The organism is Rubellimicrobium roseum (assembly GCF_006152145.1).
Classification (GTDB): domain Bacteria; phylum Pseudomonadota; class Alphaproteobacteria; order Rhodobacterales; family Rhodobacteraceae; genus Rubellimicrobium; species Rubellimicrobium roseum.
Window position 1 is genome coordinate 1 of the sequence record NZ_VDFV01000074.1, and the last position, 13,382, is coordinate 13,382.

Genomic DNA, 13,382 nt, shown 5'->3' on the forward strand with positions numbered 1-13,382 from the left:
CGGTCCTGCACCCACAGCACCGGCCCGCGCGCCGGGCCGAGGCCGCACAGCAGAAAGCCTGTTGCGGCGCCATCGGTGGGGGTCGGGGCGAAGAGCTCGCGCAGGATGGGGCGCGGCTCGGCGGCGGGGGACGCGAGGAGATCGGCGCGGCTCACGGACACCTCTCGGGCTCTTGTTCACCTTATGTTCTATAGAGGCCCGCGAGAGTTGGTCAAATGGCGTGATGCGTTCCTCTTGAAAAAGCAGCGTCATGCGTGATCGGGCTGGGCCCGCCCGACCGTGATCCCGACCGTAATCCCGACCGTCTCCCGCACCTTTCTGCCCACATGTCCCGCCCGGAGCACCGGATCGTCTCCGGCCCCGGGCGTGAGGAGCGCGTTCGCCTGGCCTTCCGGGCCTTGACCGCGACCTCCGCAGCCGGGTCCTGCCCGATGCGGAGCTTGCGCCGGCCCATCGTGAAAGGCCGCCTCAGGACCATGCGGTACGTGTCTCTCCGTCCTGTCGCTCGGGCCCTTGTCGTGGTGCGGGGCTGGGGCCGGGCTCGCATAGCCTGCCGGACCAAGGCCTGCTTGTGCTTCTGCCCGGCGTGGCGGGCCTCGGCCTTGGCGGGTGGAGCGAGCGCCGGATCTCGATCTTGCGGACGACGGCCCGGAGGTCGGCGGGGACCGTCTAGCGGAAGCCGTGGACGCAGGTCTTCGGGAGGCCTGAACGGGCGGGACATGGGTGGTGTGGAACTCGAGACGCACCCAACCTGCTGATGTGGGTTCAAATACCCGACCGGAAACGAGAGCGATGGTGCTGCGGGAAAGGCCCGAGCGCTCGCTTCCCAATCTGCATCCGTCGTTTCAGCCGGATGAGTCAGGGCGGCGGTCTGCTTGCGCCAAGGATGTGCCCGTGGGGAGGTCGTGCGTTGGATCACCTGACGGATTCGGGCCCTGAGCGTTGAGGGGCCAGGAGAAGGCCCCTTGTGACGGGCGAGGTGTGGGTGGCTCTGGCGCCGCGGCCGCCCTCCGAACCACTGAGCCCAAGGGCGGGCGACTCCCGTGCGGCGACCGAGCCGTCCTGACTGGCTAGGACTGGCAGGAGGGCGGGGTTCGGGTCCGGCTTCACTGCGTGCGGCTCGAGTGCCTGGGGATGCCGGGCACCGGACGGACGCCTCCGTAGCGACGAGGGGGACTGACCCCGCCGGATCACGGCACGGCGGACGACGCAAGCGTCTCCTTGTGGTCGACCGCCGGGGCACGCCACTCGGGGTCCGGCTGAGCCCGGCCAACCGGCACCGCAGCCTCCCGTTGGCGCCCACCCTGGACGCGGAGCCCGGCTCGCGAGCGGCGCGCCGCCGTCCACGTCGCCTTCGCCCTCCCGGGATGCGCCCGCAGCGGCCTCGACCCGATCGGACGGTTTCGTCAGGTGCAGCCGGCCGAAGGTCCGCCTTCGTCTTTCATGTGCTTGAACCGGCGCCAAACTTAGGGGGAGACGCCAGACCTCCCTTCGAAAGAACGTGGGTGCTTGCGAGCAACAGGCAAGGCTGCAACAAGCCCGCATGTACCGCGTGCCCTCGCCCCATCTCGCCCTCGCGCTCCTCGTGGCAGCCGTCTGGGGCACCAACTTCGTGGTCATTCGGATCGGTCTCGACGACCTGCCGCCCCTCCTGTTCGCGGGCCTGCGCTTCCTGCTGGCGGCATCGCTGATCCTGGTCGTCCCACGGCCCCGCATCGGCTGGGGGAGCCTCGCGGCCTACGGCCTCCTGATCGGGGCGGGGCAGTTCGGCCTCCTGTTCGTGGCCATGCGGGGGCACATCTCGCCCGGCCTCGCGTCGCTCGTCATCCAGATGCAGGTCTTCCTCACCATCGGGCTGTCGGTGTGGTGGATGGGCGAGCGCGTGCGGGCCTACCAGTTCGTGGCTCTCGCCGTGGCGGCCGCGGGCGTCGTCGTGATCGCCCTGAACACGGATGGAACGACCACGCCCTTCGGGCTCGCGCTCGTGCTGCTGGCCGCGCTGTCCTGGGCCGGCGGCAACCTCGTGGCCAAGGCGAGCGGCGCCCGCGACCTCCTGCCCGTGGTGATCTGGGGCAGCCTCTTCTCCTTTCCGCCGCTCCTGGGTCTGTCGCTCCTGCTCGAAGGCCGGCCCGCCATCGAAGCCGGGCTCGCGGCGGCGGATGCGGCGACCTGGGGCGCGGTGGTCTGGCAGACGGTGGCCAACTCGCTTTTCGGCTACGCGGCCTGGGGCTGGCTGCTGGCGCGCCACCCGGCGGCGGCCATCACGCCCATGGCGCTTCTGATCCCCGTCTTCGGCCTGGGCGCCTCGGCCCTGTGGCTGGGTGAGCCCCTGCCAGCATGGAAGCTCGCCGCCGCGGCGCTGGTGATCGGCGGCCTTGCGGCTGGCGTGCTGTACCCCCTGTGGCGGTCCCGGCAGGTGGCTGCAAGCTGAGAAGGCTGCCCTGCGGCCCCCGCAGGTCTGGCCGTCCTCCATGGCTCCGGCTCCGTTCCCACGGCGATCCCCGTCCGAGCGGCGCCCACAGGATGGTGGTGGGCTGGCGCAGGACGAATCCTCAGGAAGGACCGGTCGCGCTCACGTCGCCGACCCGGGCAGCAGCCCCGTCGTGTCCGCAGGGGGGCGTCCAACGGACGCTCTTGGCCGTGATGGGCGCTTCTTGTCAGGGGATGGGAGAGGCTGCGTCACATGGCCTGAACGGTGATCGGCCCGCTTCGGAAGGAGTTGCGGCCTGTGTGCTCGAACTCATCGCTGTCGCGAGCACGTGCTTCACCTCGGCGGAAGGCTCGTAGACGCCCGAGGCCAAGTGCAGCAGACCGAGCAACGCCGGATCCAGGTCACCCAGGGCCTCCTGTCGCGCGACCTTCGGGAGCGCGGCGCGCCTTGATCTTTCTTGGGCCAGGCGGGCCACGACCTTCGACACGGGGCGGCTCGACGGCCGGTTCAGGTTGGCCGGCTCGACCCGGACGATACCGTGCAAGACGGTCCTGTCGCGATCGACCATCGACCACAGGTCCCACGCCGCCGATGGCCCTGCGACAGGGTGGGATGATGTCGCGTGATGAACCATGATTGGGACCTCCCTGGCGCCCAATCCGGCTACAGGAGCCGCAACCGTTAGGCAAACGACAACAATATGGCACACGCCCAAGTTGCGCCACGAGTTCTTCGCGACCAGGGGGCGGCCTGACCGGCTACTGGGCCGAGGCACCGCCCCATCGGCGCAGCGGGACCACGTTGTCCGCCTGCTCGGTCAGCAGCGCCGCGAGCCGGCTTGCCAGATCAGCCTGCCGGAAGGGCTTGGCGAGCACCTGCAGGCCTTGCGTCTGCTCCGGGGTGAGCTGAGCATAGCCCGTGATCATCAGCACCGGCAGCTTGGGTCGCAGTTCACGAAGCGCACGGGCCAGATCGGCTCCCAGCATGCCCGGCATGACGTGGTCCGTCACCACGGCATCGGGGACGAAGCCCGTCCGCACGGCCTCCAGCGCCTCCGCCGCCGTTCCGACCTCCTCCACGTCGTAGCCCATCTCGCGGAGCCCCTCGGCCATGGACAGCCGCACGATCTCCTCGTCGTCGACCAGCAGGACCAAGGGGCGGCGCGCTTCTTCGCCGGCGTGCCCGGCGTCCGCACTCTCCTGCGCCAGGGGCAGGAACATCACGGCCGCCGTGCCCCGGCCCTTCTCGCTCAGAAGACGGAAGAGCCCGCCCGACTGCAGGGCGAGTCCATGCACCATCGACAACCCGAGGCCCGTGCCCAGGCCCGGGCTCTTTGTCGTGAAGAAGGGATCGACCGCGCGCCGGAGCGTGGCCTCGTCCATGCCCGTGCCCGTGTCGGAGAGCGCGATGCTGACGTAGCGCCCCGGTTTCAGCCCGGGCAGGGGATCCTCGTCCGTGTCCACGAGCTCGGCGGCGATCGTGATGCGCCCCCCCGCCGGCATGGCCTCGCGGGCATTGGCCGCAAGGTTCAGGATCGCCACCTCGAGTTGGCCCGGGTCGACGACCACGGCAGGCAGGTCGGGCGGCACTTCGAGCCGGACCTCGATCCCTGGCCCTGCGCTCTGGTCGATGAAGTCGCGCAGGCCCTCGACCAGGCCGGCCGGGCTGACCGGTCTGGGCCGGAGCATCTGCCGGCCGGAAAAGGCCAGAAGGCGCTGGACCAGCGTGGCGGCCCGCTCGGCCCCTTGCAGGCCCGCGGCGATAAGCCGTTGCGAGCGCTCGTCCGGGACCTTGCGCCGGACGATGTCGAGCCCGGCCACGATGGGCATGAGCAGGTTGTTGAAGTCGTGCGCGAAGCCGCCCGTGAGTTGGCCGAGCAGGTCGAGGGTTTGGGCGTCGTGCCGGCGCTCGGCGTCGGCGCGCTCTTTGACGGCCCTGCGGCCGCGCACGGCCTCGCTGGTCTCGGCGACCACGGCGAGCACGCCCACGGGCCGGCCCGCGTCGTCCGCCACCGGCGAGTAGTCGAGGTTGAAGAAGGCCGCCTCGGGCTGGCCGTGGCGCTCGAGCTGGAGTTCGATGTCCTTGTAGGACAGGACGTCGCCATCCCGCACCGTGGCCAGCACGGAGGCGTGGAACTCCGCCAGCTCAGGCCAGGCCTCCAGCACGCCCGAGCCCAGAGCCGCCGGGTGCCGGGCCCCGGCGATCCCGATATATCCGTCGTTGTAGAGCAGGATGCCGTCCTGGCCCCAGAGAAGAGCCATGGGAGCGGGCGAGCGCAGGACCATGGAGACGTACATCCGCAGGGCGGAGGGCCATGCGTGAAGAGGCCCCAGCGGCGTCCGCGACCAGTCCCGGGACGCGATCAGGGCACCGCAGGTCCCACCACCGGTCAGGAAGGTGGGCCCCGGTTCCGACATCGGGGCAGTTCCGGAAGGCTGGTCATCCACCATGGGCGGGCTCCTCTCGCTATGGTTGTCTTCTAACCTGTGAGACAACTGCCGCGCGGCAAGGGACGGCCCTCTTTCGCTCAGGTCGATGCCGGAATGCCACGCTGGTGCAGCGGGGCCCGGCTTTGTTGGACGAAGGGCTTAAATGGGTTCGTCCCGCGCGTCCGGGTTGGTCGCCGGCCCGAGCCGACCGACACCGCCGACCTGCAGGACCCGGAGCTGGCCAGCCTTCGACGAGGCGTCGCGGCTCGCTGACGATCCGGTGCGATGGGGAACAGGTCCGCCCAGGGAAGGGGAGCCCCGAACGGCAGCCGGTCCGTGCCGCAGAGCCGTTGTCGACTCGCCAAGATGAAGAGTTCGGAGAGAGCCCGATTAGAATTCGGAAAGAAGCCCTGAATGGCCTCGCACCGAGGACCCGGCTCGCGCAAACGCGTCTCGGACTGACCCCATCAGCCTTTGGGAGGCTTTCATGACGAAGTTCAAAACGGTCGCCGCTCCGGCCCTGATAGCGGCCCTTCTGTTCGGTGCCTCATCCTCGCTCGCACAGGAGGTACGGTTCAACGACATCGACCGGGACGCGGACGGCGTCCTGAGCGAGGCGGAGCTGCGCTATGTCTTCGGGTCGCGAGGTCGGGTCATTCTCGCCAACGACCGGAATGGCGACGGTGTGGTGTCCAGGAGCGAGGTGCGCGCGGGCGGCGACGGCCGGAACGACGATCGCGACGATCGCCGGAACGACGATCGCGGCGACGACCGGAACGGCAACGGTCGGAGTGACGACCGGGACGATGATCGTGACGACCGGAACGATGATCGTGATGGTCGTGATGACGACACCCGCAGCAACGGTCGGAATGGTGATCGTGACGACCGGGATGATGATCGTGACGACGACCGGGATGACCGGGATGACGACCGTGACGATCGGGATGACGACCGGAACGATGATCGTGACGACGACGACGATGACGATGACGATGACGATGACGATGACCGGGACGATGATTGAGCCCTAGCCGGCGCCAACGTCGGTCGGAACCCAGAGCGGGAGGCCAGTGATGCTGGCCTCTTTCTTTTCATCAGGTGTCCAGGAGTGCCATGGTTGGACGTCGTCTCGGCCGATGAGCAAGGCGACGATCGCGAACCGACCGGAGACCATCCATGCAACAGGACGTGTCATCACGCTGGACCGGGGCCGGATGGTCGAGCCTGCTGAGCCGCGAGTTCCGCCGGCGTCTGAGCATCCGGGCGAAGATCACGCTGCACCAGGTGGTGGTCGCGCTGACACTCCTGGCCAGCGGCGTCGCGACCTGGTTCGGGGTTGAGCGGATCGACTACTACTTCGACCGCAACCGGCTGGCCCAGGAGCAGCTGGAGACGGTGCTGCGGCTGTCGTCGCATCTCAACCGCTACTCCGAGAACGTCGCGGAGCTGCTCCTGCTGGGCCGGACCGAGCTCGACGACTTCCTGGCCGCGCGCCAGAGCGTGGAGGAGGTCCTCGACGAACTGTCGCAGCTCACCGACCAGGAGGTCGACTTCGTCCGCTCCGAGGAGGAGCGTGCCGAGGAGGCCGGCGAGCAGGAGCGAATCCGGCATGTCAGGTCGCTCTTCGAGGAGATCGACCTGGCCACGCAGAGGCTGCTGTTCCTGCGCGACCAGGGCCAGCAGGAACGGGCCGTGGCGCTGTTCCGCGACGCCATCGAGGAGGGCTTCAGCGCCGAGCTCGACGGTGAGATCGCGGCCGCGCTGGCGGACGAGGAAGCGGAGCTGCGCCAGCTCCAGATGCGGACGAACCGGCTGGAAGGCCAGATCATCGCGTTCGTGCTTTCGGTCATCCTGGGAGCCATTCTGGTTTCGGCGCTGGCGGGCGCGCGCCTGGCTGGAGCGCTGACCCGTCCTATCCAGGACCTCATCGCGGCGACCCGCGCCATCGGGAGCGGTGACCTGGGCCATCGCATCGGCGACAGCCACCCCGAGGAGTTCGCGGCCCTGGCCCGGCAGTTCAACCGGACGGCCGGCCAGCTCGAGGCGCAGCAGCGCGAGGTCCGGGACCGGCAGGCAGGGCTGGAGGGCATCATCTCGCAGCGCACGGCGGAGCTCGAGGAGGCCAACGAGCGCCTTCAGAGGCTCGACCGCATGCGGGTGCTGTTCCTGGCGGACATCAGCCACGAACTGCGCACGCCCCTGACCGTGCTGCGCGGCGAGGCCGAGGTGGCGCTTCGGGGGACCCGCACCATCGAGGAGCATCGCGAGACGCTGGGGCGCGTCGTCCAGCTCGCGCAGCAGATGGGGCGCCTGGTCGAGGACCTCCTGTTCCTCGGGCGGGCGGAGGTCGGCGCCGTGCGCTTCGAGATGCAGCCGCTCGTGCTTCAGGAGGTGATCGAGATCGCCCTGGCGGACGCCGAGATCCTCGCGGAGGAGAGGGGGCTCGGACTCGACGCCCGCCTGCCCGAGACCATCCTGCGGGTCGAGGGCGACGCCGGGCGGCTGACGCAGGCGGTCCTCATCGTCCTCGACAACGCCGTGAAGTATTCGAGCCCCGGCGGCCGCATCGACATCGAGCTGGACCGGTCGGGACCCGAAGCCCGCCTCCGGGTCGGCAACCGCGGCCCCGGCATCCCCAAGGCCGACCTGCCCTTCGTGTTCAACCGCTTCTACCGCGGCCGCACCGAGCGCGGCGTCACCGAGGGCAGCGGCCTTGGCCTTCCCATCGCGAAATGGATCGTGGACGCCCACGGTGGCGCTATCGACATCGCCAGCGCCGAAGAGCGCACGGTCGTCACCTTCCGGCTTCCTCTGGCGCCCTGACCCATGGCCCGCATCCTTCTGGTCGAGGACGACCCCCGCATCGTGAGCTTCATCAAGCGCGGCCTTCAGGCCGAGGGCCACGTGATCGACACGGCGGGAACCGCCGTGCAGGGGCTGAACATGGCGCGCGAGAACGACTATCCCCTGCTGATCCTGGACCGGATGCTGCCGGACATGGACGGAGCCGAGATCTGCCGCCAACTCCGGCAGGAGCGGGTCGGATCGCGCATCCTGATGCTGACGGCGCGGGACGCCCTGGGCGACAAGGTGGGCGGCCTGCGCGCCGGGGCCGACGACTACCTCACCAAGCCCTTCTCGTTCGACGAGTTCGTGGCGCGGATCGAGGCCCTCCTGCGCCGCAGCGAGATGCAGCGGCACGAATCGCGCCTCCAGGTGGCGGACCTGACGCTCGACCCGGCCACGCGGGCCGTGACGCGGGGCGGACGCTCCATCGACCTCACGCCCAAGGAGTACGCCCTGCTGCGCTGCCTGATGGAGAGCGCGGGCGTCGTTCTGAGCCGGACCCAGCTTCTCAACAATGTCTGGGGCCTGACGTTCGACCCGGGCACGAAGGTGGTCGATGTGTACGTTCGCTACCTGCGCCGCAAGGTGGACGAGGGCAGGGCCCAGCCGCTGATCCACACCGCCCGAGGGGCGGGCTACTGGATCGGCCCCGGCCCGGACCGGCCGGACGACGCGGCCGATGGCTGATGGGAACGTTCCCGGGCCGGCGCGAGCCCCCGTCCCATGACCCGCCAGCCATCGGCCGCCCCGTCAGGTTGAGAGGACGGCAAGAGCCAAGTTAGAGTTTGCGAAGAACACGGCGGCGGCCCGGCCCCGAGCTTGCCGCGACCCGTGCGCCCGGCTCTCAAGGGCGCGTCTGCCCCGGACCCCCGGCCATCCCCGCCAGCCCCCGGCAGACCCGAGCGCAACTCGACAGGGAGCATCCCCACCATGGCGACCATCACCGGAACCGGCAGCGCGAACCGACTGAACGGCACGTCGCTGGCCGACGTCATCCGTGGCCTCGACGGCGCCGACCTCATCCAGGGCAAGGGCGGCAACGACCGGATCGAAGGCAACGACGACGAGGACTCGCTCTACGGCGGCGCCGGCCACGACACGGTCCTGGGCGGCAAGGGCGAGGACCGCCTGTGGGGCGGCGACGGCAACGACCGCATCACGGACGAGAGCGGCAACGACCGCGCCCATGGCGGCAACGGCAACGACGTGATCCGCCTGCGCGAGGGCAACGACGTGCTGAACGGCGGCGCCGGGGCGGATCGGCTGGAAGGCGGCTCGGGCGATGACCGCATGTCCGGCGGCACCGGCCGCGACACTCTGGTGGCCGGCGAGGGCAACGACGTCATGACGGGGGGCTCGGGCAACGACCGCCTTTCGGGCGGCGAGGGCAACGACGTGGTGAACGGAGGCAGCGGTCACGACACGCTGGCGGGCGGCGAAGGGGCGGACCGGTTCGTCTTCAACGGCGGCAAGGACCGCATCCTCGACTTCGAGGGCGGCGACGACGACCTCGACCTGTCGGCCCTCGCCTCCGTCAACAGCTTCGGCCAGGCGATGGCGCGGGCGGTGCAGAGCGGCTCGAACGTGGTGTTCCGCTTCGAGGAAGGCACGCTGACGCTCCTCGACGAGCGCCGCTCCGGCCTCGACCCGGACGACTTCATCTTCTGAGCGGCCTGGGTGTCGGTCGACGTGGCTGCGTGGCATCCGCGCCTGAGGACGCCTCGGCCGGCCATGTCAGCCGCATCGTGACTGCGAGACCGAGAGATCAGGGAGGATGAACCGCGGTTGCCCCATCTGGAAGGCGTCGCATGTGCGTCCGCAATCGGCAGCAAGGGAGACGACCTCGGACGTGCGATCGCGACCACCGAGGCTTGGCGATGCCACATGCTGCGGATCTGCGCCCCGGGCCGGAGCACTGGCTGGGGAAGCCAGCGTCCGGCCGGGGCGCACCGGTCAGGAGCGGGACCCAGGCTTTTGGAACCTGGGGCCACATCCTCCAGAGCCCCTCAACCGCGACGATGGTTTCACCGGAGCAGTTGCCTGAGGGCAGTCCCTGCTCAGGCCAGCTCGGCCAGCGCGGCCGGGGAAAAGTCGCGCAACTCCTCGGTCGCGCCCTCGCGAACCTTGCGCACCCAAGCCGGATCGGCCAGCAGCGCGCGGCCCACGGCAACGAGATCGAACTCCTCCCGCTCCAGGCGCCGGACCAGCCCTTCGAGGCTCGCGGGCTTGGAGCTTTCACCGCCGAACGCCGCGATGAACTCGCCCGTGAGGCCGACCGAGCCCACGCTGATCGTGGCCGCCCCTGTCAGCTTCTTGGCCCAGCCCGCGAAGTTGAGGCCCTCGGGTCCGTCCACCTCGGGGAACTCGGGCTCCCAGAAGCGGCGCTGCGAGCAGTGCAGCACGTCCGCCCCGGCCTCGACCAGGGGCACGAGCCAGGCCTCCATCTCCTGAGGCGTGGCGGCGAGCCGTGCGGTGAAGTCCTGCTGCTTCCACTGGCTCAGGCGCAGGATGACGGGAAGGTCGGGACCTGCCGCGGCACGGACGGCCCGGACCACCTCGACGGCGAAGCGCGACCGCTCGGGCAGCGTCGCCCCGCCCCAGCCGTCGGTGCGGAGGTTGGTGCCGGCCCAGAAGAACTCGTCGATGAGGTAGCCATGCGCGCCGTGGATCTCGACCACGTCGAAGCCCAGGCGCCGGGCGTCGGTCGCGGCGCGGGCGAAGGCGTCGATGGTGTCGGCGATGTCCTCCTCGGTCATGACGCGGCCACGCGGCTTGTCGGGCGCGAGCAGGCCCGAGGGGCTCTCGACCGGCTCGGGCGGCTCCCACCCCGAGAAGGTCGAGCCGGTGTGCCAGATCTGCGGGCCCATTCGGCCATCCGCGGCGTGAACGGCGTCGATCACGCCTTGCCAGCCCGCGAGCGCGGCCTCGCCGTGGAAGAAGGGGATGCCGGGGTCGTTGCGCGACGAGGGGCGGTCGATGACGGTGCCTTCGGACAGGATCAGGCCCACGTCGCCCTCGGCGCGGCGGCGGTAGTAGGCGGCATTGGCCGGGCCAGGGATGCCCTCGGGGGCCTTTGAGCGCGTCATGGGCGCCATGACGATCCTGTTCGGAAGATCGAGCGGGCCCAGGCGGAAGGGGCGGAACAGGGCATCGGTGGAGGGAGTGGTCACGGACAGGCTCCGGTTTGCGATCGGGAGGCCTGAGGTATATAGTGTATACTTGGTGTCAATGAGGCACCTGAAGTCGCCTAGGTATACCGGAGGAAACCTTGATGTCCCCTTGCCCGCGCTTCGCGGCGGATTGCCCCAACCGGGTGCTGTTCGATCAGATCGCCGACAAGTGGTCGATGATGGTGCTGGCGGTGCTCGATGACGGGCCGCAGCGCTTCAACGCGATCAGGCGGCGCCTGGAAGGCGTGACGCAGAAGGCGCTCACCCAGTGCCTGCGCCGGCTGGAGCGCAACGGCCTGGTCGCGCGTCGCGTGATCCCGACCTCCCCCGTGGGGGTGGAGTATGCGATCACGCCCCTTGGTCGCAGCCTGCAGGTCCCGTTCAGGGCGCTTTACGCCTGGACGGCCGAGAACCTGCCCGAGGTGGAGCGCGCCCGGAATGCCTTCGACGGAACGATGGCTGCGAGCGCGCCGGCGTCATGAGGCGGGGTGCGGGAGTCAGCGGACGCGGACAGCGACATCCATCGCCCCATCAGTGACGCTGCGCTTGTCCCGATGACACATCCGGGTAGGAGTCATCAGGGACGGGGTATCGCCCGGGTCACGCAGCTTGCCTGAGCAGAAATCTCCCTCCCCTTGGCCGAGTTGCGTCTCTCTGGTGGAACGATCATCGTCCGAGCCCATCGACACGGGACAGGATGGCGGCCCCATGCAGGACCTGAACGACCTTGCCTTCTTCCATGCGGTGGCCACGCATCAGGGCTTCTCCGCCGCCGCGCGGGCGACCGGCCTGCCCAAGGCCACGCTGAGCAAGCGGGTGGCGCTTCTGGAGGAGCGGCTCGGCATCCGGCTCCTTGAGCGCACGACGCGGCAGCTTCGCCTGACCGATGTGGGACAGAGCGTCTACGAGCAGGTCGAGGCGATGCTGGCCGGCGCGGAGGCGGCCGAGGCCGTGGCCGCACGTGCCCAGGCCGAGCCCAACGGCATGGTGCGGGTGAGCTGCCCGCAGGGGCTGATCCAGGACCTCCTCATCGACATCCTGCCCGGGTTCCTGTCCCGGCACCCCAAGGTGCGCGTGCAGGTGAAGGTGCTGAACCGCCGGGCCGATCTGGTGGAGGACGGCGTGGACATCGCCCTGCGCGCCCGGGCGAGCCTCGACACGGATCCCAACCTGATCGTGCGCGCCCTCGGCCGGTCGACCCTCGTGCTGGTCGCCAGCCCCGCGCTCCTGGCCGCCGTCGAGGGCGAGATCACCATCGACCGCCTTACCGAGCTGCCCTGTCTTTCGATGGACGGAGAGCGCGACGAGGTCCACTGGGACCTGATCGGCCCGGGTGGCGAGACCCGCACCATCCAGCACCGGCCCCGCCTCATCTGCACGAGCTTCGATGTCCTGCGCGCGGCCGCGCTCGCCGGCGTGGGCGTGGCGCATCTGCCCGAGCACGCGGCGCGGGCGTCCATCGCTTCTGGCCAGCTCGTGCATCTCCTGCCCGAGTGGCATTCGGCCTTCGGGATTATCCATGCCGTGTTCTCGTCCCGAAAGCAGCTCGTGCCGGCCGTTCGGGCCCTGATCGACCATCTCGCGGCGGAGGTGCCCCGAAGGGCGTTCCCTCTGTAGGACGGCTTCTCCAGACCGGTGATCCACGCCGCGGCAGCCCGATGATCGTCTCGGCGGGGCCGGATGATTGTCTCTGCATGGAGACGCGGCATCCAGAATGGCGGTCTTCTGCGCCTGATTGTCCAGAAGTAGTTCATGGGCACACCCGGCACATGAAAGGACACATCATGACGAAGCTCCTCTCCTCCCTCGCGATCGGCCTTCTGCTCGGCGCCGGCGCCGGCGCGGCCTCGGCCAGCAACACCTTCGGTCTTTCCGAGGTGCAGGGCTCCCAGACCCTCATCCAGCTCGGCACCGTCGTGGCGGGCGACAACGGCCTCGTGGAGGTCTATGACTACCATGCCGGCCGGGAAGGGCGTCTGCTGGGTTCCAAGGTCGTGCGGGCCGGTGCCAACACCGACGTGAAGGTCTCGCTCACGCCGTCCTCGACCGACAAGGTCGTGGCCGTTCTTCTCGTCGATGGTCAGGCCGTCGCCCGGCAGGTCATCAGGATCGACAACTGAGGGCGAGCCTCCGGTGGCGAGCATGGCATCCGTGGGACGCGGGTCGTTCGACGCCCCACGGATGCAGCCTCTCGGAGGCCCCGGCTGAAGGCCTCTTCATCGTCGCATCCAGACCTCCTGACGGCACGAAACGCACCGGGGCGTCCCTGACCGTCTCCCCGTGGAGACGCGGCGTTCCGATCCGGCGACCTCTTCCGATCCTCACTTGCCGCTACGCCGATGCCCAGCGGATGGGCCGGCCCGACCCCAACCTCGGCCCCAGGGCCGCAGCTTCAAGAGTTTCCCTCATGGCAACCAAGCCCAAGATCGCCCTCATCATCGGCTCTACGCGACAGGCCCGCTGGGCCGACAAGCCCGCGCAATGGATGCTCAAGCAGATGCA

At 69.6% G+C, this 13,382-nt stretch carries 11 protein-coding genes and 1 pseudogene; 9 read left to right on the plus strand and 3 right to left on the minus strand.

Going from position 1 to position 13,382, the window contains the following annotated elements:
- Positions 1 to 1,211 precede the first annotated feature (1,211 nt).
- Together FHG71_RS24450 and FHG71_RS21660 are read left to right on the plus strand one after the other, a co-directional pair.
- A pseudogene (locus tag FHG71_RS24450) lies at positions 1,212 to 1,397 on the plus strand (IS5/IS1182 family transposase); the annotation flags it as partial.
- A gap of 146 nt (positions 1,398 to 1,543) precedes the next feature.
- Positions 1,544 to 2,431 carry an EamA family transporter gene (locus tag FHG71_RS21660; RefSeq protein WP_139083777.1) on the plus strand — a complete coding sequence of 296 codons (888 nt, stop codon included), beginning with the start codon at positions 1,544 to 1,546 and terminating at the stop codon, positions 2,429 to 2,431.
- Positions 2,432 to 2,657: 226 nt separating this feature from the next.
- Here FHG71_RS21660 and FHG71_RS21665 read toward each other — a convergent pair whose 3' ends face one another.
- Together FHG71_RS21665 and FHG71_RS21670 are read right to left on the minus strand one after the other, a co-directional pair.
- Entirely contained in the window at positions 2,658 to 2,999 is a 342-nt protein-coding gene (locus tag FHG71_RS21665; RefSeq protein ID WP_139083778.1) for a hypothetical protein, read from the minus strand.
- 190 nt (positions 3,000 to 3,189) lie between these two features.
- Positions 3,190 to 4,848, minus strand: a complete 1,659-nt coding sequence (locus FHG71_RS21670; RefSeq protein WP_139083779.1) for a response regulator — start codon at positions 4,846 to 4,848, stop codon at positions 3,190 to 3,192.
- A 499-nt stretch (positions 4,849 to 5,347) separates the two neighbouring features.
- Between FHG71_RS21670 and FHG71_RS21675 the strand changes: the two genes are divergently transcribed.
- The 4 genes from FHG71_RS21675 to FHG71_RS21690 all read left to right on the plus strand — a co-directional run bounded on the left by FHG71_RS21675 (position 5,348) and on the right by FHG71_RS21690 (position 9,378).
- Positions 5,348 to 5,887, plus strand: coding sequence for an EF-hand domain-containing protein (locus tag FHG71_RS21675; RefSeq protein WP_139083780.1), 540 nt, complete (start codon positions 5,348 to 5,350; stop codon positions 5,885 to 5,887).
- A gap of 152 nt (positions 5,888 to 6,039) precedes the next feature.
- Positions 6,040 to 7,686: a sensor histidine kinase gene (locus FHG71_RS21680; RefSeq protein ID WP_139083781.1), complete on the plus strand. Its 1,647-nt coding sequence runs from the start codon at positions 6,040 to 6,042 to the stop codon at positions 7,684 to 7,686.
- 3 nt (positions 7,687 to 7,689) lie between these two features.
- Positions 7,690 to 8,397 carry a response regulator transcription factor gene (locus FHG71_RS21685; RefSeq protein WP_139083782.1) on the plus strand — a complete coding sequence of 236 codons (708 nt, stop codon included), beginning with the start codon at positions 7,690 to 7,692 and terminating at the stop codon, positions 8,395 to 8,397.
- A gap of 243 nt (positions 8,398 to 8,640) precedes the next feature.
- Positions 8,641 to 9,378: a calcium-binding protein gene (locus FHG71_RS21690; protein ID WP_139083783.1), complete on the plus strand. Its 738-nt coding sequence runs from the start codon at positions 8,641 to 8,643 to the stop codon at positions 9,376 to 9,378.
- Between the two features lie 389 nt (positions 9,379 to 9,767).
- On the opposite strand, the gene FHG71_RS21695 is transcribed toward FHG71_RS21690, so the two are convergent.
- Positions 9,768 to 10,880, minus strand: coding sequence for an NADH:flavin oxidoreductase (locus FHG71_RS21695; protein ID WP_139083784.1), 1,113 nt, complete (start codon positions 10,878 to 10,880; stop codon positions 9,768 to 9,770).
- Positions 10,881 to 10,981: 101 nt separating this feature from the next.
- Here FHG71_RS21695 and FHG71_RS21700 point away from each other — a divergent pair, with 101 nt between their 5' ends.
- From FHG71_RS21700 to FHG71_RS21710, 3 genes are all read left to right on the plus strand, one after another.
- Positions 10,982 to 11,362, plus strand: coding sequence for a winged helix-turn-helix transcriptional regulator (locus FHG71_RS21700; RefSeq protein WP_139083785.1), 381 nt, complete (start codon positions 10,982 to 10,984; stop codon positions 11,360 to 11,362).
- Positions 11,363 to 11,588: 226 nt separating this feature from the next.
- Entirely contained in the window at positions 11,589 to 12,497 is a 909-nt protein-coding gene (locus FHG71_RS21705; protein WP_139083786.1) for a LysR family transcriptional regulator, read from the plus strand.
- Between the two features lie 167 nt (positions 12,498 to 12,664).
- Positions 12,665 to 13,000, plus strand: coding sequence for a hypothetical protein (locus FHG71_RS21710; RefSeq protein ID WP_139083787.1), 336 nt, complete (start codon positions 12,665 to 12,667; stop codon positions 12,998 to 13,000).
- Positions 13,001 to 13,382: the final 382 nt, after the last annotated feature.

Excerpts from the sequence above, each read along its gene's own strand:
- FHG71_RS21660 (WP_139083777.1), top strand. The coding sequence starts at position 1,544 with ATGTACCGCGTGCCCTCGCCCCATCTCGCCCTCGCGCTCCTCGTGGCA.
- FHG71_RS21665 (WP_139083778.1), bottom strand. The coding sequence starts at position 2,999 with ATGGTCGATCGCGACAGGACCGTCTTGCACGGTATCGTCCGGGTCGAG.
- FHG71_RS21670 (WP_139083779.1), bottom strand. The coding sequence starts at position 4,848 with ATGTCGGAACCGGGGCCCACCTTCCTGACCGGTGGTGGGACCTGCGGT.
- FHG71_RS21675 (WP_139083780.1), top strand. The coding sequence starts at position 5,348 with ATGACGAAGTTCAAAACGGTCGCCGCTCCGGCCCTGATAGCGGCCCTT.
- FHG71_RS21680 (WP_139083781.1), top strand. The coding sequence starts at position 6,040 with ATGCAACAGGACGTGTCATCACGCTGGACCGGGGCCGGATGGTCGAGC.
- FHG71_RS21685 (WP_139083782.1), top strand. The coding sequence starts at position 7,690 with ATGGCCCGCATCCTTCTGGTCGAGGACGACCCCCGCATCGTGAGCTTC.
- FHG71_RS21690 (WP_139083783.1), top strand. The coding sequence starts at position 8,641 with ATGGCGACCATCACCGGAACCGGCAGCGCGAACCGACTGAACGGCACG.
- FHG71_RS21700 (WP_139083785.1), top strand. The coding sequence starts at position 10,982 with ATGTCCCCTTGCCCGCGCTTCGCGGCGGATTGCCCCAACCGGGTGCTG.
- FHG71_RS21705 (WP_139083786.1), top strand. The coding sequence starts at position 11,589 with ATGCAGGACCTGAACGACCTTGCCTTCTTCCATGCGGTGGCCACGCAT.
- FHG71_RS21710 (WP_139083787.1), top strand. The coding sequence starts at position 12,665 with ATGACGAAGCTCCTCTCCTCCCTCGCGATCGGCCTTCTGCTCGGCGCC.